Raw genomic sequence first — 21006 nt, 5'->3', positions numbered from 1 at the left:
GGAAAGTCTTGTGCTTCGAAATATCTTAGAACTATTCCGTAACGGAAAAATGATCTGCCCTATCAGCCACCCTAATGAGTTTCAGGCATTGGAGGACGGGCTTGCCCCTCAAATCGACTCAGCATTAGCACCATATGGTCGCAAGCTTGTGCAAAAAGATGACCTCTACTATAGCAGCTACGCCAATTGTGACCGAAAGGCTGATCGCACAGCAATGCGGGAGCAGCTTCGCATAATACGCGACTCGGTTGCGCCAATCATTGATTTCATCACTTTGATAATCAGGGCTGAAGGACGAAATGAAACATTGCGGCCTACCGACACCATTAAGTTACCGGACTTATTAAAAAAAATCAGTGACGAAACCGCTTATCAGAAAGACCTTGATCGCCTCAGTGCTCATAAAGGCTTCAACACCCACAAGGTTGCACCAAATATGATGGACAGGCTCAAGAAGGTATTTGAGGGCCTCCATAACATGGGGTACTTGTCACTCAGTAACGCAGAAGCTCAGATCTACACCGTAACGGGTCGTATTGAACACTTTTACGAAGTTCTGGCCTTTATTGCGGAACATGAGGACATTCCCTTGGACGGTGAAGAAGATCAGCCAGTTCAAGAGGGATTAGACGTTTGAGCAGCTCAGAAGAACAGTGGCGTCAGCTAGGTAAGGCGCTTATTGACAACGCGGATGCTTTGGTCGCTCTTGAATCTCATGATGGTGATGGTGCTATTTTCGAGGAACTGAAAAAATCATTTCAGTTCCTCGAGCAGCATGGCTTCGTTGAAGGGCACAATTGTATTGGTCTGTCACCAACCCCTTTATTACTGGATATTGCTTCTGCACTTTCAAGAGAAGAGACTCGGCGGCGCGTTGTGCCTGACATTGATGACTGGCTGGCGCAGTTGCGCCTTGATGTTGGGGGCTATCACTCATCACTAAGTCGGGGGGATGAGCAAGGCATACGTCGCTACCTTCAGAATATTCGTAACTCAGTTCTTCGCATGCGTTTCGCGCTGAGGCAGGAGATTGATTCAATTCAGCACTTTTTGCAAACAAAATTCGGGCATGTGGCAACTATCAACCAGAAAATTGAAGAGAATCGCTACTTGATTGAAAGAATGAGTCAATTGACCGACCGACTCTTGTTTATAAATGAACAGCAACTCAATAGTCTGACTAATGGTAACAGCGTACTGCTACACATTTTCGTTCTGCGTTTTTTACCGGATATCCAGCAGTATCGTGCAGAAATAGTGGCCATCATTCCTCAGTTAGAAAAAATGCTTTGGGCATTCCGTAAACAGGATGACCAGACACGTTGTCTATGGGCGATAAGACGTTACCTCAGCCAAGGAGAGAATCTATTAAACAAAGAGCTTAGTTCATCAAAGCTGCTTGACTCACCATTCAACGTTCAGCAGTCTGAACCGGACATTCCCGGAATCGATGTCAATAATTCTCAGCTGCAAGAAGATCTTATCAGTTTGGTAAAATCCCTTCCGGAGCGCATAGAACTGTCAGAGGAAGAAGCTAAAAAAGAAGCGATTGGAAGCTATGAACCCGAAGATAACGATGATGAAGAAGAACTCATAGAACCATGCTTCCTGCTACCCCACCGGAGAGCATTCATAGAGTGTGCAATACGGCATGAGTGGAGTGCCAAGCAATACTGGGACAGTGAAGGTGAGCCAGATGTACCCTATCCTGTATGGTTGCAGTGGATTTACAATGATCTTGAGGGAAAATCAGGCTTCAACATGCAACCTGTGGTATGCGGAGACAATGAGTTTGGCGGCAATGTCTTGATAAGTGACCTGACCATTGCTCCTAAGAAGGAAGTTGCCTAATGATTACCAGAGCACTGTACAAGTCTATCTGTAGTGTACTATCAGCAGCCAAGGAGCAAGTCAGGCTTACGAATAATTGGCAAAACATACATAATGAGTACGGGATAGGACGGGTTTCCCCCTGCACTAAATGGTTGCAGTTATCATCTACCGACAGAATGGAATTGGTAAATTGGGTGGTACGACAAACGGGGGCGGACCCAAGGCATGTCAGCTATGAGCAGGCCATTAGTCGGTCTCGTACTCAAGTAGCCGAATTTACCAACGAAGAGAAAGGAATATCTTCGGAACCGCGCTCTGATCATGTTGAGCTGCGCAGCTTTAATGGTTTTATAGGCAAATATACCCATTCCGATAGTGGCTATCTTGGTCTTAAGGTGTCAGAAATCATTTCTATACCTTTTACTTATCTGGTAACAATAGAGAACTTCGATACTTTCGTTGATATGCGAGCAGAACACTTGCCCATGCTTCCTATGGATAAAACGTTACTTGTATTTCGCGGCGATAATAAAGCACATCCTCGTGCTGTTAAGAAATTGTTAGAACAAACAACAGCAAATCGAGTTCACTATGGGGATTACGACAGTGCCGGTCTGAGGATAGGACTAAAAAGTATGGGGAAGAACACAACATTGGTACTACCTGATTTGAAACAGATAGGTGGCGAAAAATTGTCCAAACTAAGTAAACTCAGTGCTTTTGCCAAACAGGAGAATATTTTGCAGCAGCTTGAACGCCAGGCTGACGATTTGCCTGTTAACATATCCTCTCATTTGCAGCTCATTCGTAAGCACAGTATTGCAGTAACACAGCAGTCACTCATGGCACATCAAGTTCCTCTGACCCTACTATCGACTTAAATATTCAGGGGGGGGACCATTTATTTCGATAGCAATGTATAAACAATAAAAACACCTCAGCCAAGGTCGAGACCTAACTTTGACGCACTGCGATTTTCTTCACTCGTCATTTTCGAGGGTTTTTCCAGTGCGCTGGGATAAGCAGCGTGTATCTTGCGGGTGAAAGTCCCGCTACGGAAGAAGAACCAGCTCCACCGTATAGCGAGTCTTGCGTTGCTGGCGGTAACAATAGTGACGAAGCGTAGATGTTACCACCGACTTTAAATGGCTTCTTTCCACCGGTTTGAGATGACATATTTTCAGCAATACTTATAACCACTTCAGTGTTTACTGATAGCTTCCCAAGTCATAAAATGTCCGCTCAGGAAACATCTTGCAAATCTCTGCCTGCTGATTCAGGTAATTGTCTAGCCGCTTCTGGTCCTTACTGATCCGGAGCATTTCCTCTCGATCCTGAAGTAGCCTGGCGGTTACGATAACAAAATCAACCTTTTGGTCTTTCAGCACTTTCCCGCATGGTTCACTGGTTGCCTGCCAGACCAACTCTTTCATCTCCGGGCTTAATGGCTTATTTTCCTGCGCTTCAGAAAATCCGTAACTGATTAAAACGCTGCTCATACCCATCAATAACGGTATTCTCATAATACCCTTCCAGTCATAAAAAACGGTGTCCCATTGCCCGAATGGCATCAGATTCACCAAACCGGCACACGCAACGACCACACAGTCACTAATCCCATACTCTACCGACTCTCAGATGCGAAACCGTTCTCCACTCATCATGTCGTGATATCGATCCAGAGTTTTCTATTTTTTGAAATAGTTATTTAGCTGGGATTGGCAAGGCTTTTGCCAAAGCACCGGTCGATCTTTTTTGTGTTTTATTTGACATAGTGTCAGTAAAGGTTGCCAAATTTGCGCTTGGCCTAACACAAGAATCAATTTTTGCTGATCGTGAGCAATCATTTATCGTTGACGTTACCTCTGACTTCGGTGTCCTCAAAAAAATTTATCAACTTTTGGTTAAACTTTGACATCTTGTAATACTCATAATTGCTTTGTTCTTCATAGGTCATATCGTGCGAAATAAAGGTTTTCATTAAAGCTTTTCGACGATCAGGCATATACTCACCCAGCCAGACTCCCATGTCAGTGGAGTGGCTGATCAGGTTGTCACTGCCGATATACTCTTCGTCATTCATAGCAATGAATGCTGTTTCATAAAAGGCTTTAATGCTGGAAGTATCCTTGAAGAGCTGACGTATACTGCCTACTTGCGACCGCTCCATAAAGCGCTCGAAGGAGTGGCGTGAAAAATATACCCCTGAGTCAACATCTTCATCGACCCCAGACGATAATGCGGAACCAGTGTATATATCAAAACCATTACTGTATTTTTTTGAGAAGGCGTCATGTTGAGCAATACGTACTTCAATTTCAAAGGTGGCATCAGATGTATGGTATATATATTCATTAAAATAGAGCTGGATGCTCTGACTATGAAAAGAAACAGAGGCGTCTTTGAGCTGCATTAAATGGTTATTTTCTACCCTTTCCAATAATTTAGGTATTTTCCGCATGTAGTTTTTTCTGTTGATAGAGTGCAGGTATTCGAAGATTTTCCGGCAACCATAATCATTGAGGACAGACTGGTCAGAGCGGATCAGGCGCTTAATATACCCCCTGGACAGTGTTGGATCACCCCTTGATGTAGCGTCACAGAACTTAATCAGTTTATCCATGGCAGCTCGTATTATTGTTATTTTGCCTTTAACTGGTTCAGTTTAGCGGCTTTACGCTTCTGAACATAGAAAGAGAATCAAGCCACAGAGAGGGTAGGGTATTTTCTGAGCAAACTGGTGATAACTCACACAAAAAAGCCATAAAATAGAGCTCAGAAGGATGGGGGCGTAGTATTGTTGCAGGCCAGTTTAATCCTTTGCTGATTTACTTTCCCCCTGTGTCAGCATAGTTGTCGCCTCTTCTGATTTATCTTCTAAAGACAGGGGATGGTCAGTGAGCATTCAGTGACTGGGTATTCCAGCGCATTCGGCCACCCATTCCGGTAACATCCGGCCACCCCTCTTCGGAGCGCAGCGACGCATCGGATAGCAGCTTAGGACGTAAGTTCTGACTTTGCCAGTTTTGACTGTTTCTTGCGCAGGGAGTCACCCTTCAGTGTCACCCGGTGAGCGTTATGAATCAACCTGTCCAGAATGGCATCTGCCAGAGTTGGATCGCCGATCAATTCATGCCAGTGATCCACCGGCATCTGACTGGTGACCATGGTGCTTTTTACATTGTGCCGGTCTTCTACTATTTCCAACAGGTCACGCCGCTGGCTTTCTATCAGAGGTGATAGACTACAGTCGTCTAAAAGAAGAAGGTCAGCTGCATATTCTGGCCTCAGGTGAACACCCACTCCGGTTTATCGTGAACGCCTATTCCGAAAAAACGTGAACACTTATTCTGCTTAATCGTGAACACTTTGGGCTTTAGAAGAAAAAGCTATTTTCCACAAATTGCACCGAGTAGTTGTCAAGTCCGGACTTGTTCATCAACTGGATAAGATTGCGGCTGCGCGCAATCTATCCTTATTCGTTATATTTTTACTGATTGTCTATCTCTTTGTTTATTTTGTATTGTAAATATATAGCCGACCCAAAAAAAGTTAATGTCGATCCTATGTTTGTCCCTATCATATCTCTCAATCTATTTCTAAATTTGAATAATACTGTTAAGTATATAACCATATATGAAAGATAATTAATGTGATCTAATGCAGCGATTATCGTGTTTTCAGGTATTTCTTCAAATGACACACCTATGACGAATGACATAATAAATAAAACAATAAGTGTATTTAAGAGAATATCTGATATGCGATTGTCGACAATTGAATTAAGAACTTTTGTGCGACTGTAAAGCCAATATAAAGGATAAATTCCAAAAGTAATTAAGGATAACCCAAACACTCCCCAAGCGGAAAATCGCTTAAAATATAAGATTTTATTACTACTCGTTTCTATATTTAGATCTGAGTAAGGGGTGCGGTATGGCGAGTTTTCTGCAATGGGTTCGTTCATAATATCTTCCTGTTAAAAGCATGTTTAATAATTATGAGGATATAACAAACTTGTTCACTGAAACGTCTTTACCAGTAAGTTTTTCATGGAATCCAAGGCATAATTGATTTTTCCAGCTTGCTCTTCATTAAAAGTAACACGCTGTTGCCTTTTTATATCAAATTGGTCAGTCATATCTCTGAAAGTTAAATTAATACACCAATGATAATTAGATCACTATTTCACGCTTAGAATCTATAGGTGCATTTCGTCTTGATGTAGTGGTATGTAGCTTCTAAGAAAGCGTTCAAACAGCGCCGAGGCTCCGCTCCCCCTTCTTGTCCAGAGGCGCTTTTAACGGATTTTTCCCAAAACGCTCTTTCCAATTCCGGGGAATCAGCCCATTGATTTGTCGGGCGGGGTGGAGGCTGAAGTGAAAGCTACTACTATTGAAGGGCTGCATCCATGAATGAGATAAGCTAGTGGCCTACTGTTAAACCATGTAATGCAGCCCGTAGAAAGACTATTCGCCCCTATGAGCACCAGTTTTCATCTTTCAGTTAAGCTGGTTGGAGCTAACTTTTACAAGGGCTTCAAACTGCTCGCGTGTTGGAATTCGTCCGCAAATTTGGTTATCTCCAATTAGTGACATCATGGCATTGCAACTTGAAGGGCCAAAGTCTCCATCAACTCTCAGGTTATGCCCTTTTCCGTTGATGAGCTCTTGAGCCATCTGATTAATATTCACTTCGTAATAAGGATCAACACTTTTACCCGCATAAAAGAGGTCATAAGCCTTGATCAAGTCAACATCTACGTAGTATCCGTTTTGATACATCTCTCCAAGCAAATCAGAACGTTCACCATTGTCAAAGGCATAGGTAGCTAAATCAAATGCCCCTACGTAAACTGGTGTGAATGTCAACCATTCATCAGAGTTCCTACAATCGAAGTCTAACTTGGTAAGTTTGGATGAATTAGCTCTGCATGAAGGGTTTAGATAACCATCTATAAAAATTCTTGCCAGCATCCAAGCTTTGTTTACCTCCGTTCGTTGTTTAAAATCACCTTGTAATGATTGTCGGTAGTATTCTTTCAGTAGGTGGTTATCTAAGTGTGTTCCGTACTCAGTCTGGTGGAATGCCGAAAGTGGCGCCTGCTCAATAGTTGCAAGAAGCTTCTCTTGATAAAAATCAACCAGCTCTATTTTTTGCTGGCGTTCATAATCAATGGGAGTAGCTGCGGGTATAATGGGGATAAATGACTCTGATATTTCGAGCTCTTCTTCAAGGCTGGTTGTTGGTTTAAAAGAAAATGTTTCAAGCAAAGAGGTTGACTCCCATGGTACTTGCGATCCATTTGTGGTTGCAATAACATCGGCTCTTATTTTTATAAACATGCTACTGATGTCTTGGGTTTCTGTCAGTCTGTTCAGAAAAGCTTTCCGATAAGGGCTACCATCATTGCTATCTCCATCGTAGGCATACTTGCCTGGTGCTGTTGCGTAGGAGATAAACGTGTTCTGTGGAGCATCGACTTTCCCCAAACCAAGCCGTACACCTGCCGTATAGTTGGCGAAAGGGTTGCTTCTACAAGCATCTAGCATAAGAAAATTGATGCCGTTGCCTGTGGTGACGGTCGTCATAATGTCACTTAGAGTGACAACCCCGCTACCCCGCTTGAAATCTCCAATAAAGTCCTTGCCAAACAATAGGTTTTCACCGTTAAACTCAGCACCATGGCCTGAGTAATAAATTAAGACTGGGCGGTGTTTGTTTTGTCTGCGTAACCGATTTATTTTGGCCAATTCGTTTTTGATCTTCCTGGCAGTTGGGTTTGTGATTAGTGATGTCTCCCAGTTATAGGCTTTAAGTTTTTTTTCAATAGCGGTGGCATCCTTAGCAGGATTAGCTAATGGGTCAAACCGGTAGTTGCTGACACCTATCAGTAGAGCATAAGGTTGTTGTGCCTGAGTAGCTATGGCTGAAAAACTGAGTAGTGTAAGGGTAATGGCGTAAATAAGAGTTTTATAAATGGTCATAAAAATAATAACAGAGTAAAAGATCGTGTTAATCTTTCACGTACATTTTGGATGAGAACTGTACTTTACAAAATAAGTAGCAAGTCAGTAAAATCGCATTTGTCACATGAAAGTGGTCATGAATCAGGTGCGTTGATTTCATATACCGGATGAGCGTACTTTGCTGGTATTCTCCCCATTTTCTCTTATGGCAGTCACTAAAGCCCTATGCAGAACCCCTAATTCCCGGAGAAAACAACAGCGGCAAGCCCAAAAAAGAGAGTAGTCAGAAAACGTGTATAAGTATGGTCACTTACATGTCAGGCTGTTTCTTTTATGAGATTAATGAAAAAGCTGACAGCTATTTATTGCAATACTTGATCTAAAGCAAAGTAATTCTTTCTGATAAAAATTAGCATAAATAGCAAGTGTGACTATTGAACTCACATACTCCGGAGCTACCTATGCATTCCCGTTATTTTTCTCTATTAGAAACAGCAATACAGTGTCCTCGTCTGCCTTTCTTACAGCTATTATCATGTAAGTAGTTGTCAGCCAAGTCAAACCCCTCAATTTTTGATTAAACAGCTTTTGTTTAAAGCTGGGTGGATTCTTTTATGTTGCGTTCTGTCTTCAGTTTTTCTGCGGCCCTATTTCTGGTGTTTACCGCTACCTCTCAAGCAGCTGATCAAACAGTTTTTGTTAAGGAGCTCAGTGCAGCTGATGTTGTTTCTCACCTTGAAAGGAAAGACTGGGTTGTGGTGGATACACGACTCAATGATGCTTTCAATGGTTGGAAGTTAGATGGTGTTAAACGGGGCGGTCATATTCCCGGAGCTGAAGATTTTTCAGCAAACTGGCTGCGTGTTGAATCCGATACGGTTCAGGATGAACTTGCAGAGGCTTTAACACGAAAGGGTTTGTCCAAAGATAAAAACATCATTTTATACGATGCTAACGGCAAAGATTCTGTAGCCGTTGCAAACTATCTGCACGATAAAGGTTTCAGGCAACTCTACCGCTTTGACATTAACGAGTGGGTCAACGATAAGCAGCACCCTCTGGTTCAGTTCCCAAGATATTACGACATCGTTCCAGCTGTGGTTGTAAAAGACATTCTGGACGGCAAAAAGCCGGAAACCTTTGAAAACGCAGGCACCATCAAAATCATTGAAGCCAGCTGGGGATCTGAAAAGACTTCCTATAGCAAAGGGCACATCCCAACTGCTTTCCATATCAACACTGATATTATTGAGCCGCCAACCAAGTCCAAACCAATTATGTGGATGCTGGCTGACGATGCCGCTCTGCAGCAGTTTGCACTTGATTATGGCTTCACTAAAGACGACACAGTGATTGTCAGCAGTGAAGAGAGTCTGGCGGCTTATCGTATGGCGACAGTCCTGAAATATATTGGTGTAAAAGACGTTCGTATTCTTAACGGCGTAAATACGGCCTGGACTATGGCGGGCTATAAACTGGAAAAAGAAAGTCACAAACCTGCTCCGGTAAATGACTTTGGAGCAGATGTTCCAGGTCGTCCTGATGTGTTCGCAACTTTGGATTTTGTCAAAGAGAATCTCAGTAAAAAAGACAACTTTCTACTGGTTGATAACCGCACCATGGATGAGCGTGAAGGTAAAATCTCTGGATATTCCTACCATAACAAAAAAGGTCGCATTCCCGGTTCTATTTTCGGTTATGCCGGCACCAGTGGCTCCTATGGGCTAGAGCATTACCGTAACCCTGACCTGACCATGCGTAACCCGAAAGAGTTTCTGTCTCTATGGGAAGAGCAGAGCATTGATACCAATAAACATCTGGCGTTTATGTGCGGCAGTGGCTGGCGAGCAGCGGAGATTTACTACTACGCAGGCATTGCTGGTTTGAATAATATCTCTGTGTTCAGTGATGGCTGGATTGGCTGGAGTAATGCCGGTCTACCTACTGAAACCGGACCTGAAAGTTAAGATGAGTTTGCAACGTTTAAACAGCTGGCATCTGGATCTGATGATCTGGGTGACCGGCACTCTGGCTTTGCTAACCTGCGTTGTGCTGGAGTATCTGGCACAGTTTAAAGCGGGCGTGATGAGGCATCTTTATTATCACAAGGCAGAACATCTTGCCGGAACTTTTTCTTCTGATATGCAGCTTTATCAAATTGGTTTTGCCGTGGTTCTTTTCGTTATAGCAGCGCTATGGAGCATGTTACGGGATACGCCTTTAAAGCAGCAGATCCATCTTATGTGCTCTTCAGCCTTGTTTATGGCGGCGCTCTGTCTCCCAAGACTGCAGGAGTTTTACAGCTATACATACATGCTGTTTACCGGCTATGTTCCGTATAGGGGTTGATTAGTCTAAACTCTCATCAACTCCTAATCTCAGGGGGCTTTGTTATGCAATCCCAGCAGTTTGAACAAATTCTTAATTCAATACCGCTATTAACTAACCAGCAACGCAATACCCTGCTTTCTGCCTTGTCAGAAAAAGATTCACCTATAGACATAGCAGCGTCGATTGAGGCTAACTTTTCCAAGGCACCAAAATGCCCTCATTGTGATGCTGAAGAGCCTTATAAATGGGGATTTCGAAACAATAGGCAACGTTATCAATGCAAAGATTGCCATAAAACCTTTAACGCATTTTCTAAAACATCTCTGGCTCGTTTACGTCACCCTGAAAAGTGGCCGCAGTACCTTCAGGGAATGACGCACTCACTGACACTTCGCCCGGCTGCCAAGGAATGCAACATAAACTTGGATACTTCATTTCGCTGGAGACACCGTTTTTTGCAAGCCATTGAAAATGATCAAGCCGATGAACTCAGTGGTATCGCCGAAATAGACGAAACGTTATTCCGCGAATCATTCAAAGGGCAGAGGAAAAACTTACCAAGGCCTGCCAGAAAGCGAGGTAATGATAAGAAAACTGAATGCAGAAAAATTCCGGTCATGATTGCGAGAGATAGAACCGGTTCAACTGTTGACGGTGTACTGGACAACGAAAGTGGAGATGAGTTGTGCAAACATTTAAACGGGCGCATAAATATTGAAACTGTCGTTTGTGCGGATGCAAGCCTTGCACACGAGAAGCTTGCAAGAAAACTTGGATTCATTTTTAAAGAATTAGTGGTATCAGCTGGTCAACGGGTTATTGACGGCGTTTTTCACGTACAACATGTTAATGCTTATCACAGTAATTTGAAGAAGTGGATATTTGGCGTATTTCACGGTATTGCGACAAAAAATATGTCTCGTTATCTGGGCTGGCGTAGGGCATTGACTGAGAGTAAACCTCTATCTCTTGATCGGCTGACCAATAAAATTATGAGCGTATTTCGCTTTCAACCTGTAAACGGAACATAGCCCTGTTTACCCTTGGAGCTATCATGGTGGCGTTTGGTCTTCTGTTTGTCCTCAGATGTTTATCGGGGCAACCAGAGGTCAGCTGATTAATACAGGTACCCCCACGGCTATGCCGGGGTGACTCGCAGAGTTCTGGCCGAGGCTACGGTATAGCTCTTCAATATACCGATTATAAAAAGTTGTCTCGGCCTGTTCTCAGCGAATTGGAACGATGTCTTTGTGTGGCGCAAAGCCCTTTGAGGACGTCATATGATAGCCGCCGGCTATGCCAGAGATCAGTTAACTAATCAGTGCAACGTTAATGACAGCGTCCAGCGAGTATTGGGTTTAAATTACCCTGCAACCGGTTTATCCTTTCGGTTCTTTTACATTCCCATGCTGAAACAGGGAATTGCCTGTCCCAGGCTTCCATCAGCTGACGTTGCTGCCTGCTCATCTGATATCGCGGATAAGTGAGATCCATATACAAATAGCTTCGGGCAATACGTCCGCGAGAGGCTTCCGGCGGCTCGGCCTTGGAACCCTCAATTTTCATGGCGCAACTGCCAAAAGCGGAAGGGGTAGAGCCGGGCATCATCACAAAATTGTAATTACTGCGCAAAGCATTAACCGCACCGATGACCGGAAACAGGTTATACATGTCTGACTGCATGTACCGGTACTCAATGTTCATCTTCTCGGCACAGCGCCGCCCCCGAAAATGTTTCCCTTTGCTATCGACACACTCAGGGTGTCCATCCCGCCACTCTGAAAAAGCACGACCAAAATTTTCCGCTGGAACCACATGTTCCCATTCAATCCGCCTGGCACGACTCTGGTAGCGATCCGATTTAAACCCGACAGGTGGAGTCACATTTTTTCCTGCATCAAAGGCAGCCCCGCAATACAGCGTTTCCCGATGATCAAAATACACATCCCGTTCCAGCATTCGCTTGGCACTGTTGAAGGATTGGTTGGTTGTATTTCCACCTTGACCCTGGCTGGATCTGGCCTTGACAGGCGCAGACTGGTTTTTTACCGTGACATCCGCCAGTGACAACCCTTTAGGCAGCCGCCCACCACTTTCCAGACAGTCCTCCACCGTCTCAAAAGGCGTGAAGTTTTTAGTGCGGGCGTAGTAGGAGGATTGGGGAGGGTGACAGATTCCGGTGGTGGAGAGTTTGACCGTGTCTGCTTGAAGGTCACTCAGATGAAATGTTGCCAATATCGTTGCTACAAGGATCGCCCTTGGCATATTTCAGAATCCAGTATCAGTGATTTTTTTGAATTGTGACTGTATTCAATATTCCAGGCAAGAGGTTTTCTTGCAATGTTTCCGACTGAGGCGGATCATAGGGGGATCCGCCATATGAGATCCTGCGAGAAAGAATGGCTGCTTAAAATGGAGTGTCAGCCGAGGTTGAGCTCCTCACATTTCATGGCTCTTGAAAATCGCCGATCACATTCAATGAAGCCATCTCCGTTACATTTTGGTGAGCGCTCAGCAAACTTCACCTTCAAAACCCCGTCATTTGCCTGAATACTGATGCCTCCTTTACCCAGGAGGTTTCCATGACCCGAGAACAAAAGCACCAGTACTGGCTTAATCATATAGAAGCCTGGCAAGCCAGCGACTTAAGTCAGACTGAGTACGCACGCCGTCACAATCTGTCGGCTAAAACATTCAATTACCACAAGCGTCGTCACTGCAAGACGACCGTCGAAACCAGGCCCGTACAATCTGTTGTTCCCGTGGTCGTAGAAACTTCTGAAGTCAGCGATGTGCCAAATACGTCAGGCATCACCCTGTCAATGCCGCAGGGAATAAAAGTGGAACTGGAGTCGGGCTTCGACACTGACTGCCTGAAGCGTCTGCTTGAGGTATTGGTATAATGCTGTCGTCCAGTGAACTAAACTGCCCTGTCTATTTGGTTACCGGAGCGACAGACATGCGCAAGTCCATTGACGGCCTTGCCATGATTGTCAGCGAGTGTTTGGAACTCGATCCTCTATCCAGCAGCCTGTTTGTCTTTTGCAACCGGCAGCGAGATAAAATCAAGATTCTCCGCTGGGACGGCACCGGGTTCTGGCTCTACTATAAGCGTTTGGAAAAAAGTCGCTTCCAGTGGCCAGCCGATCTCCACTCTGGTCACCTGTCGTTGACCCGGCAACAGCTGAACTGGTTGCTGGATGGTCTGAACCTTGAACAAAAGCAAGCCCATAAACTCTTATCATTCCACAGTGTTGCCTGAATCAGACATTCAATGACGTGCGTCGGTACAAAAAGCGGTCAGTTGCGCTACCCTTGCGGACATGATGACACCTGATGCCCATGAGCTGAAAAGCCTGCAAAAACAAATTGCCCGCCTCGAACGACAGAAACACGACCTGCAAAAAAAGGTCAACTGGTTCGAGGAGCAGTTCCGCCTGCTTCGCCACAAGCAATACGGCCCTTCCAGCGAACGCTTTGAAGGGCAGCAGGCGATGTTTAATGAAGTGGAAGAAGCGCTTGAGGCTGACGCTGAGGCACAGGAAGAAACCCCGGACACTGAACAAATTACCTACCAGCGGAAAAAACCGGTTCGCCGCCCCCTGTCCAAAGACTTGCCAAGACAGCGGGAAGTTCATGATATCCCCGAAGAAGAGAAGCAGTGCGATTGCTGTGGAGGCGAACTGCACGTCATTGGTGAAGACATCAGTGAAAAGCTGGACATCGTTCCAGCCAGGGCCACCGTTATTGAGCATGTGCGCCTGAAATACGGCTGCCGTGGTTGCGAAACCGGAGTTAAAACGGCTCCGGTGCCTGCGTCCCCGATTCCCAAGAGTATTGCCACACCGGGCTTGCTGGCCTGGATAACCGTCAGCAAATACGGCGATGCCCTGCCATTGTACCGCCAGGTATCGATTCTCAAGCGAATGGACGTTGAAATCAGTCGTGCGACACTGGCTAACTGGATGTTGCGTACAGCCCAGCTCCTTGAACCGCTTTATGAAGCACTTAAAGAGCAGCTATTGAAACAACCAGCGATCATGGCGGACGAAACAACCGTTCAGGTTCTGAAAGAGGAAGACCGTGAAGCCACAGCCACCTCTTATATGTGGCTCTATCGTAATGCCTCCCATAGCCAGCCTGTCATCATTTATGAATACCAGAAGGGACGGGGATCAGAACATCCGCTGACATTCCTGCAAGACTACCGGGGCTATCTGCAATGCGATGGTTACAGTGCTTATAAAAAGCTGGCCAAACTCCAGCCCGGCATCACACTGGTTGGCTGCATGGCGCATGCCCGTCGCAAATTCAAAGAAGCCTACGACTCACTGCCTGAAAACAAACAACTGGCGACATCAAAGCCCGGACAAATACTGACCCTGATCAGAAAGCTCTACGCCATTGAGCAACGGGTCAGAGACAAGCCCCCCACAGAGAAGTGCCTGTCGAGGCAAAACGACGCCCGTCCGGTGATGGACAAGATGAAAGCCTGGCTGGAAAAGCAGGCTCCGAAAATCACCCCGAAAAGCAAGCTGGGTGAGGCTATCCGGTACATGCAAAACCAGTGGGTCTATCTGGAACGCTATCTGGACAGCGGGCTGGTCGATATCGACAACAATGCCTCGGAGCGAGCGATCAAACCCTTCGTAATGGGACGCAAAGGCTGGCTGTTCTCGGATACCGCAGCGGGAGCAAGAAGCAGCGCCATACTATACAGTCTGGTGGAGACCGCTAAACAGAATGGGCATGAGCCTTATGCGTGGCTGCGCCATGTTCTGGCGATTTTACCGTCCATGCCCAAAGGCAGCGATGTAACAGGGTTGCTGCCAATGAATATTGAGCCGCAGTCGTTAAGATACTCGCATTGAGGCTTCAGGGGTAGGTGTTGTTGGCTGAGCGCTCACACATTTTGGGCATTCATCCAATTCCTCAGTACCACACCGTAACAAGTGTGACATTGAGTCCACACATTGTTTTCTTCAGGATCATATCCTGATCCACCGCAATTGCTGCAGGTTATCTCGGCCTTCGATCCACGACATGACAAAAGCTATAAATACATTTCATATGCGCGATCCTCAGTTATTAAGCAGTGAAGTGAATAGAGAATCATATTGTCTAGTCGCTTCTTCATAGCCTTCATCTTTAGCCTGTCGCAACCACATCTCTCCGAGCACTAAGTTGCCATGGTCCTCAATTAGTATCATTGCCCACTCAAACTTTGCGGGAGTACAACCAGCTACAGCGGCATTACAAATTAGGTCAGCACTTTCGGTTTGGTTTAAGTGATAGTACCCAATCAGCCCCAAATGAAGCTTGGCCATGTTGCGAATATTGGCAGTTACATCCTGAAAATCAGGATGATGATATTCGATAGCAATACTATTGAAATTAATTGCTTGCAAAAAACGGCTTACAGCCAAATCAAAGTTTCTATCTAAGCGAGCGTGCAGCCCCAATAAGTAGATGATGCTTATGGCATACATTGTATTATTATCAATCGCATCGTAGGCTTTGTTAAGGCAGTCCCTATAGGAATCAGTGTCCTTAAGCTCATCCCTATATATGATCGCCAGATTAAACATCGAATCTGCACATTTGAATTTCTCAACTTCAATCTCATAGTGCTTAATGGCTAGGGGAATGTTTTTTTTGCAACCAAAGCCAGCCTGATAGTATCGAGCTAACTCAAAATTAGTTCGCTTAGTTACTGGCTCAAGTTCAACGCAAAGCTCCCGTAAGTTCAGCAGAAAATCATAATCAAACTTATCATTACGCTCATAGTAGTCAGCGATACGCTGAATTGTATCTGGATCCTGTAATTCTAAGCCCAAAGAAAATAGATTTTTTAAGTAGTCTGGCTCTAGATCTTTAGGTACGCCGCGATCATATAAAATCATAGCAACTAAGCAATTTATTGAAGCGTGATTACCACGTTCAACCGCTAGCTTATGAAATACGAATGCCTGATCAAAATCCCTTCTAAATTGGCCATTTAAATCATAACTGAAACCCAGCACATGAGCAGCTTGAGCACTGCCAAGTTCAGCTGCTTGAAGATACAATCGCTCCGATTTTTCAAGATCAATCTCAACGCAATCTTTAGCTCCTTCAAGGTAGATCATGGCTAAATCAGTAAGTGCACCTTCATGTTGATCGTTTAACGATAAAAGTTTCTCCAGTACCTTAAATGCAGAGGCATTATCTCGATCTTTTAAATAACACTGTGCAATACTATAAAGTGCTTCAACATCACCATTATCTGCACTCTCATTGCGTTTACGAACAATATCCGTATGCGAATTATCTAAAATAGCAATACCATTTCCAATGACACTATTGATTTGAGCCACAGTTATAGGAGAATCTGGCGCAACAACCCAGCGACCCTTTTTATACTGCATAATAGGGGTCATCATCATATAAGCATCACTTCCAATCCTAACATCTAAGTTATTGAAGCAATGACGCCAAAAAAGACCAATTTCCTCGGTACAAAAAACAATATTATCAGGCCAGCAAAAAGTGAAAGGTGTGCGATTATAATCGATGTTGAAGTCGTCATGCATTATTGTTGCAAAATGCTGACATACTTCCGGTTTTACTAATATTGGTGTTGACTTCAGATGTTTTTTAATTGTTTTATCGTTTTTAAAACCAAAGGCATGCGCAACAGCGTTACGTATATCTGTATGTGTAACACCAGAAGAGCCTGCGCAGTCCTTGAGAATATCGAAGCGAAGATATGAGCATAGTGCTTTATGAGAAAAGTGAGTCAACATAATATAAACCTCGCAAACCACAGCATAAGCGTAATAGCAAATGGCATAAGAAAAAGTATTGAGGTCTGGTTTTTTGTTGTCACTACATCAAAGGATGTGAACGATCCGCTGCCCAGATTACTCCGTAGAATAAATCAGCGCTAAGTCCAAACCAAAATAGCCTAGATCCGGGCATGGTTCAAATCCAAGTCTTCTCTAATATGAAATGAGCCTAAAGAGACCCCATTCGGTGATCTAAGAATCCAGTGATTACTTACAGCGTTCAGCCAGTACCGGGTTCGGGTTTTGCTGGAGTTGTGTTATCCGTTCGGCTCGTTTGCACTCCCAGTTTGAGACAGGATACTGTCGATCCCAGGACTCCATCAGCTGGCGTTGTTGTCGGCTCATCTGGTAGCGGGGATAGGTGAGGTCCATATAGAGATAACTTCTGGCTATACGTCCTCGAGCCGCTTCGGGTGGTTCGGCTTTGGAGCCTTCGATTTTCATGGTGCAACTGCCAAAAGATGAAGGTGTCGAGCTGGGCATCATCACAAAATTATAATTACTGCGCAAAGCATTTACCGCACCGATGGCTGGGAACAGGTTATGCATATCCGATTGCATATACCGATACTCTACATTCATCTTCTCAGCACAGCGACGCCCCCGGAAACTTTTCCCTTTGCTATCCACACACTCAGCGTGTCCATCCCGCCACTCAACAAAAGCACGACCAAAGTTCTCCGCCGGAACCACATGCTCCCACTCAATCCGTCTGGCTCGTTTCTGGTAACGGTCCGTGACAAAACCCGCCGGCGGAATCACATTTTTCCGTTCATCAAAGCCAGCCCCGCAATATAGCGTTTCCCGATGATCAAAATACACTTCCCTTTCCAGCATGCGTTTGGCACTGCTAAACGATTGGTTGGTGGTATTGCCTTTTCCAGAACCTGTAATGGAACTGGTCACCACCGGTATCGCTTTAGATTTCGTCGCCACATCCGCCAGTGACAACCCCTTAGGAACAGTCCCGAAATAACTTCCTGATTTCACTTGGAGTTTCAGATCAGAGATAATAGCCTCAGCAGTATGAAGTGCAGGAAATTCCCTTGAGCCATTATTCTCCAGCAGTCGCCATTCAGATGATTCGTTTCTATAACACCCTCAACGAGCGTGATCGCCGGCGCTACGCTGCTGTTGAGGCTGTTAAGCTTGGGCATGCTGGTACTGCATTCATATCAAAGTTGTTGAACTGTGACCCAAAAACCATCAGCCGTGGCATTTCTGAGCTGGAATCAGAAGAACAACTGAACTCCGTTTCTGTCCGACAGAGAAAAAAGGGGGCGGACGAAAACCTCTGATTGAGAAAACCCCGAAGGTCGCTGATAACCTTCACTTGATTTTGCATAACCATACAGCTGGAGACCCAATGCGACTGGGGGTGAAATGGACAAATCTTTCCCGTCGCAAGATTTCCAGAAAACTCAAGGAGCTTGGCACACCCGCCAGTAAATACATCGTTTCCCGTCTTCTGTATGAAAGTGGTTACCGCCGTCGTAAACCACAGAAAAAGCGAACCATGGGGGAGAATGTTGATCGCAATACTCAATTTGAAAAAATTGCCCACTTGCGAAAAGAATATCTTGATGCGGGCAAGCCAGTGAGTCCAAATGCCCGGACTATGGTAGTAAGAGCGCTTTGAAGCAGCTTGAGTTGGCAACCAGGTATTTAGAACAAAATATTCAAACGTTAGGTCTTCCTTTTACTTTGCCTGATATAAAACCATTAGCATTTATTCGATCATCAGATGAGTAATAAATGAAACAACCAGTCTTAACAGGTATGGCTGTTGAGACTGGCTTATATGGGCAAAAATACATTTTGTCTATTAAAATCTCGAGTTTAGAGCCGTAGCTTGAAACTACAGGTGAGGCGCAGTATTTTCTAATCCAAAAATGAGCCTGAAAGAGGTGTCAAGCCAGCACTTTCAGGCCTTTCGTTCAAAAATCGATTGAAACAGTGACTCTCTGGCAGCCTGTAGCTGCTCTGCTGCTTCATTATCGCTCATGCTGGTAGCTCTTGCCTCAAGTTCTTCAAGGGTGATTCCCCTAAGTTCAGTATTCATGCAGGTTTCTTGCTTACAGCCTGATTCGAGAGTAACTTAGGGGAAAATGACCGATAAATATAACCATGCCAAAAAGCAGAACGATCAGGCGATTTAAAGAAACTGGTACGAAGAAAGCACCTGCACTTTCACCAAAAGAGCTGAAAAGGCTTCTTTATGTTGCTGGAGAAACCCGCAATCCTGAACGGAACCAGTTGATTGTCTGGATGCTATTTGCAGCTGGATTCCGGATTACGGAGGTAGCGCAGATCGAAGTACAGGACGTTATTTCAGTTTGTGGTGATATAAAGGCTGAGGTAATTATTCCTGCAAAATACAGCAAAAGTGGTCGTGCTGGTCGTGTGTACTTCTACCATCCGAAATTAACCAAGGCGTTGGATCGCTATCTAAATTATCGAGTCAGCAACAAACTTATGCTGGATATCAGAGGGAGTAATAAATACCTCGGCTTGAGAAAATGCTCCAAATTGATACTTTCAGAAAATAAGAGGCCGTATTATCTGAAGCGTAAAACTCGGACAAAAAAAGATGGAAGCGTGGCTATGTTCCATTAAAAGGTTGATGATCTAAACTCATACAACTTGTCGTGTTCTGGGAGGTTTGTTATGCAACCCCAGCAATTTCAAAGCATTCTTAATGCCTTACCGCTATTGACAGTACAACAGCAGGAAATTCTGACTAACGCCCTGTCAGAGAAAGATTCACCTTATAATATTGAGCGATGTATTGAAGAGAGCTTCGGAAAAGCCCCCAAATGTCCTCACTGTGGCTCTGAAGACTTACACCGATGGGGAATTCGAAACAAGAGGCAGCGTTATCGCTGTAAGGATTGCCGAAAAACCCTGAACTCTTTTTCAAAGACATCGCTTGCTCGGTTACGGAATCCTGAAAAATGGCATCAATATCTTGAAGGAATGACTCACTCCCTAACGCTTCGCCCGTCCGCCAAGCAATGTAGGGTAAATCTGAAAACCGCATTCCTATGGCGGCATCGTTTTTTACAAGCTATTGAGAGTGATCAGGCTGAAGAACTTAATGGCATATTGGAATTGGATGAAACTATATTCCGTGAATCTTTTAAAGGGCAAAAGAAAAACCTGCCAAGAGCTGCTCGGAAAAGAGGCAATGACAAAAAGACAAAGCCCAGGAAAATTCCAGTCATGGTGGCCAGAGATCGATCAAACCACACTGTTGATGGCGTTCTGGAAAATGAAAGTGCAGATGAGCTTTGCCGTCATGTTAATGGTCGTATAAATATTGAGGCTATTGTCTGCGCTGATGCCAGCCTTGCACATGAAAAATTGGCAAGAAAGCTGGGCTTCGTTTTCAAGGAACTGGTGACATCTTCTGGACAAAGGGTAATAGACGGCGTTTTTCACTTGCAGCATGTAAATGCTTACCACAGTAATTTGAAGAAGTGGATATTTGGCATATTCCACGGTATAGCAACAAAATACATGGGTCATTATTTGGGCTGGCGTAGGGCTTTGACTGAAAGTGAGCCTCTGAATATTGTCCGCATGATCAATAAAGTGGTGAGTTTAATGCGTTTCAACCTTTAAACGGAATATAGCCTGGAAGCGTTGTTGATCATTGGGCATGTGACACTCTGCAAGCAATGGTTACAACCTGGGGGCGAGAGGCTGGAATTGAAGGGTTCGTTACACATTCAGGGCGGAGGACGTTTGCAACACGACTAGCTCGTCAGGGCGCTTCTGAAAAACATCTTTGCATGTTGTTACGTCACCACACAGAGGATATGCCCTATGAATACGTTGATCCGGAGTACTCTTCTATCAAAAAAGCTTTATCCTCAATCCATTACTGGTCTGCCAGTGATTATAATTTATCTGAAAATAAAGAGGTCAAATAATGTTAAAGCCTGAAACTATAGAATTTAATGAGCAGAAAATAATGGCTACGATTGGCACTAACATCAGGGATAAAATTATTGAGTGTGAGAATCCTGCTGGTTGGTCCTGCG

At 44.6% G+C, this 21006-nt stretch carries 22 protein-coding genes and 1 pseudogene; 14 read left to right on the top strand and 9 right to left on the bottom strand.

Annotation, left to right across the window (positions count from 1 at the left end; all coding sequences use genetic code 11):
* Positions 1 to 10: 10 nt before the first annotated feature.
* From NX720_RS26700 to NX720_RS26690, 3 genes are all read left to right on the top strand, one after another.
* A complete protein-coding gene (locus NX720_RS26700; RefSeq protein ID WP_262598639.1) occupies positions 11 to 637 on the top strand; it encodes a condensin complex protein MksE in 627 nt (208 codons plus the stop codon).
* Entirely contained in the window at positions 634 to 1851 is a 1218-nt protein-coding gene (locus NX720_RS26695) for a hypothetical protein (protein WP_262598638.1), read from the top strand. The genes NX720_RS26700 and NX720_RS26695 overlap by 4 nt, the downstream gene beginning before the upstream one ends.
* 158 nt (positions 1852 to 2009) lie before the next feature.
* Positions 2010 to 2714, top strand: coding sequence for a DUF7281 domain-containing protein (locus NX720_RS26690; RefSeq protein WP_262598637.1), 705 nt, complete (start codon positions 2010 to 2012; stop codon positions 2712 to 2714).
* A 327-nt stretch (positions 2715 to 3041) separates the two neighbouring features.
* On the opposite strand, the gene NX720_RS26685 is transcribed toward NX720_RS26690, so the two are convergent.
* The 5 genes and pseudogenes from NX720_RS26685 to NX720_RS26665 all read right to left on the bottom strand — a co-directional run bounded on the left by NX720_RS26685 (position 3042) and on the right by NX720_RS26665 (position 7820).
* The gene (locus tag NX720_RS26685; RefSeq protein ID WP_262598636.1) at positions 3042 to 3356 is read right to left on the bottom strand and encodes a hypothetical protein; all 315 of its coding nucleotides are present in this window, start codon (positions 3354 to 3356) and stop codon (positions 3042 to 3044) included.
* A 320-nt stretch (positions 3357 to 3676) separates the two neighbouring features.
* The gene (locus tag NX720_RS26680) at positions 3677 to 4456 is read right to left on the bottom strand and encodes a hypothetical protein (protein ID WP_262598635.1); all 780 of its coding nucleotides are present in this window, start codon (positions 4454 to 4456) and stop codon (positions 3677 to 3679) included.
* Between the two features lie 374 nt (positions 4457 to 4830).
* Positions 4831 to 5124: pseudogene (locus tag NX720_RS26675) on the bottom strand (ATP-binding protein); the annotation flags it as partial.
* Between the two features lie 199 nt (positions 5125 to 5323).
* Positions 5324 to 5800, bottom strand: coding sequence for a DUF4234 domain-containing protein (locus tag NX720_RS26670; protein WP_262598634.1), 477 nt, complete (start codon positions 5798 to 5800; stop codon positions 5324 to 5326).
* A gap of 535 nt (positions 5801 to 6335) precedes the next feature.
* Positions 6336 to 7820: a caspase family protein gene (locus NX720_RS26665; RefSeq protein ID WP_262598633.1), complete on the bottom strand. Its 1485-nt coding sequence runs from the start codon at positions 7818 to 7820 to the stop codon at positions 6336 to 6338.
* A gap of 596 nt (positions 7821 to 8416) precedes the next feature.
* Between NX720_RS26665 and NX720_RS26660 the strand changes: the two genes are divergently transcribed.
* The 3 genes from NX720_RS26660 to NX720_RS26650 are packed head-to-tail and all read left to right on the top strand — an operon-like array spanning position 8417 to position 11164.
* Positions 8417 to 9769 carry a rhodanese-like domain-containing protein gene (locus NX720_RS26660; RefSeq protein ID WP_262598632.1) on the top strand — a complete coding sequence of 451 codons (1353 nt, stop codon included), beginning with the start codon at positions 8417 to 8419 and terminating at the stop codon, positions 9767 to 9769.
* 1 nt (position 9770) lies between these two features.
* Positions 9771 to 10151, top strand: coding sequence for a hypothetical protein (locus NX720_RS26655; protein ID WP_262598631.1), 381 nt, complete (start codon positions 9771 to 9773; stop codon positions 10149 to 10151).
* A 44-nt stretch (positions 10152 to 10195) separates the two neighbouring features.
* Positions 10196 to 11164: an IS1595 family transposase gene (locus NX720_RS26650; RefSeq protein WP_262598630.1), complete on the top strand. Its 969-nt coding sequence runs from the start codon at positions 10196 to 10198 to the stop codon at positions 11162 to 11164.
* A gap of 298 nt (positions 11165 to 11462) precedes the next feature.
* Here the strand turns inward: NX720_RS26650 and NX720_RS26645 are convergent, their stop codons facing one another.
* On the bottom strand, positions 11463 to 12368 hold the full coding sequence (locus NX720_RS26645; protein WP_262598629.1) for an endonuclease: 906 nt from the start codon (positions 12366 to 12368) through the stop codon (positions 11463 to 11465).
* A 347-nt stretch (positions 12369 to 12715) separates the two neighbouring features.
* Between NX720_RS26645 and tnpA the strand changes: the two genes are divergently transcribed.
* From tnpA to tnpC, 3 genes are all read left to right on the top strand, one after another.
* Positions 12716 to 13036, top strand: coding sequence for an IS66 family insertion sequence element accessory protein TnpA (tnpA, locus tag NX720_RS26640; RefSeq protein WP_262598628.1), 321 nt, complete (start codon positions 12716 to 12718; stop codon positions 13034 to 13036).
* Positions 13036 to 13395 (top strand): IS66 family insertion sequence element accessory protein TnpB, encoded by a 360-nt coding sequence (tnpB, locus tag NX720_RS26635; protein WP_262598627.1) that lies wholly within the window; start codon positions 13036 to 13038, stop codon positions 13393 to 13395. Before tnpA ends, tnpB begins: the two co-directional genes overlap by 1 nt.
* Positions 13396 to 13459: 64 nt before the next feature.
* On the top strand, positions 13460 to 15004 hold the full coding sequence (gene tnpC / locus NX720_RS26630) for an IS66 family transposase (RefSeq protein ID WP_404831122.1): 1545 nt from the start codon (positions 13460 to 13462) through the stop codon (positions 15002 to 15004).
* 210 nt (positions 15005 to 15214) lie between these two features.
* On the opposite strand, the gene NX720_RS26625 is transcribed toward tnpC, so the two are convergent.
* Positions 15215 to 16918, bottom strand: a complete 1704-nt coding sequence (locus tag NX720_RS26625) for a tetratricopeptide repeat protein (RefSeq protein WP_262598625.1) — start codon at positions 16916 to 16918, stop codon at positions 15215 to 15217.
* 249 nt (positions 16919 to 17167) lie between these two features.
* Positions 17168 to 17950, bottom strand: a complete 783-nt coding sequence (locus NX720_RS26620; RefSeq protein WP_262598624.1) for an endonuclease — start codon at positions 17948 to 17950, stop codon at positions 17168 to 17170.
* A 56-nt stretch (positions 17951 to 18006) separates the two neighbouring features.
* On the opposite strand from NX720_RS26620, the gene NX720_RS26615 reads away from it, so the two are divergent.
* The gene (locus NX720_RS26615; protein WP_262598623.1) at positions 18007 to 18258 is read left to right on the top strand and encodes a hypothetical protein; all 252 of its coding nucleotides are present in this window, start codon (positions 18007 to 18009) and stop codon (positions 18256 to 18258) included.
* 35 nt (positions 18259 to 18293) lie between these two features.
* Positions 18294 to 18599, top strand: coding sequence for an ISAzo13-like element transposase-related protein (locus tag NX720_RS26610; RefSeq protein ID WP_318654076.1), 306 nt, complete (start codon positions 18294 to 18296; stop codon positions 18597 to 18599).
* Positions 18600 to 18884: 285 nt separating this feature from the next.
* Here the strand turns inward: NX720_RS26610 and NX720_RS26605 are convergent, their stop codons facing one another.
* Positions 18885 to 19022, bottom strand: coding sequence for a hypothetical protein (locus tag NX720_RS26605; protein ID WP_262598621.1), 138 nt, complete (start codon positions 19020 to 19022; stop codon positions 18885 to 18887).
* A 65-nt stretch (positions 19023 to 19087) separates the two neighbouring features.
* On the opposite strand from NX720_RS26605, the gene NX720_RS26600 reads away from it, so the two are divergent.
* From NX720_RS26600 to NX720_RS26590, 3 genes are read left to right on the top strand one after another with little or no spacing between them, the layout of a single operon-like run.
* Positions 19088 to 19576 (top strand): site-specific integrase, encoded by a 489-nt coding sequence (locus NX720_RS26600; protein WP_262598620.1) that lies wholly within the window; start codon positions 19088 to 19090, stop codon positions 19574 to 19576.
* A 51-nt stretch (positions 19577 to 19627) separates the two neighbouring features.
* Positions 19628 to 20584, top strand: a complete 957-nt coding sequence (locus NX720_RS26595; RefSeq protein ID WP_262598619.1) for an IS1595 family transposase — start codon at positions 19628 to 19630, stop codon at positions 20582 to 20584.
* Between the two features lie 56 nt (positions 20585 to 20640).
* A complete protein-coding gene (locus NX720_RS26590; protein WP_404831034.1) occupies positions 20641 to 20895 on the top strand; it encodes a tyrosine-type recombinase/integrase in 255 nt (84 codons plus the stop codon).
* The last annotated feature ends 111 nt before the right edge of the window (positions 20896 to 21006 follow it).

This window comes from Endozoicomonas euniceicola (assembly GCF_025562755.1).
Lineage (GTDB): Bacteria > Pseudomonadota > Gammaproteobacteria > Pseudomonadales > Endozoicomonadaceae > Endozoicomonas_A > Endozoicomonas_A euniceicola.
Note: the sequence above shows the minus strand (reverse complement) of the source record. Positions and strands in the feature narration are given on the sequence as shown.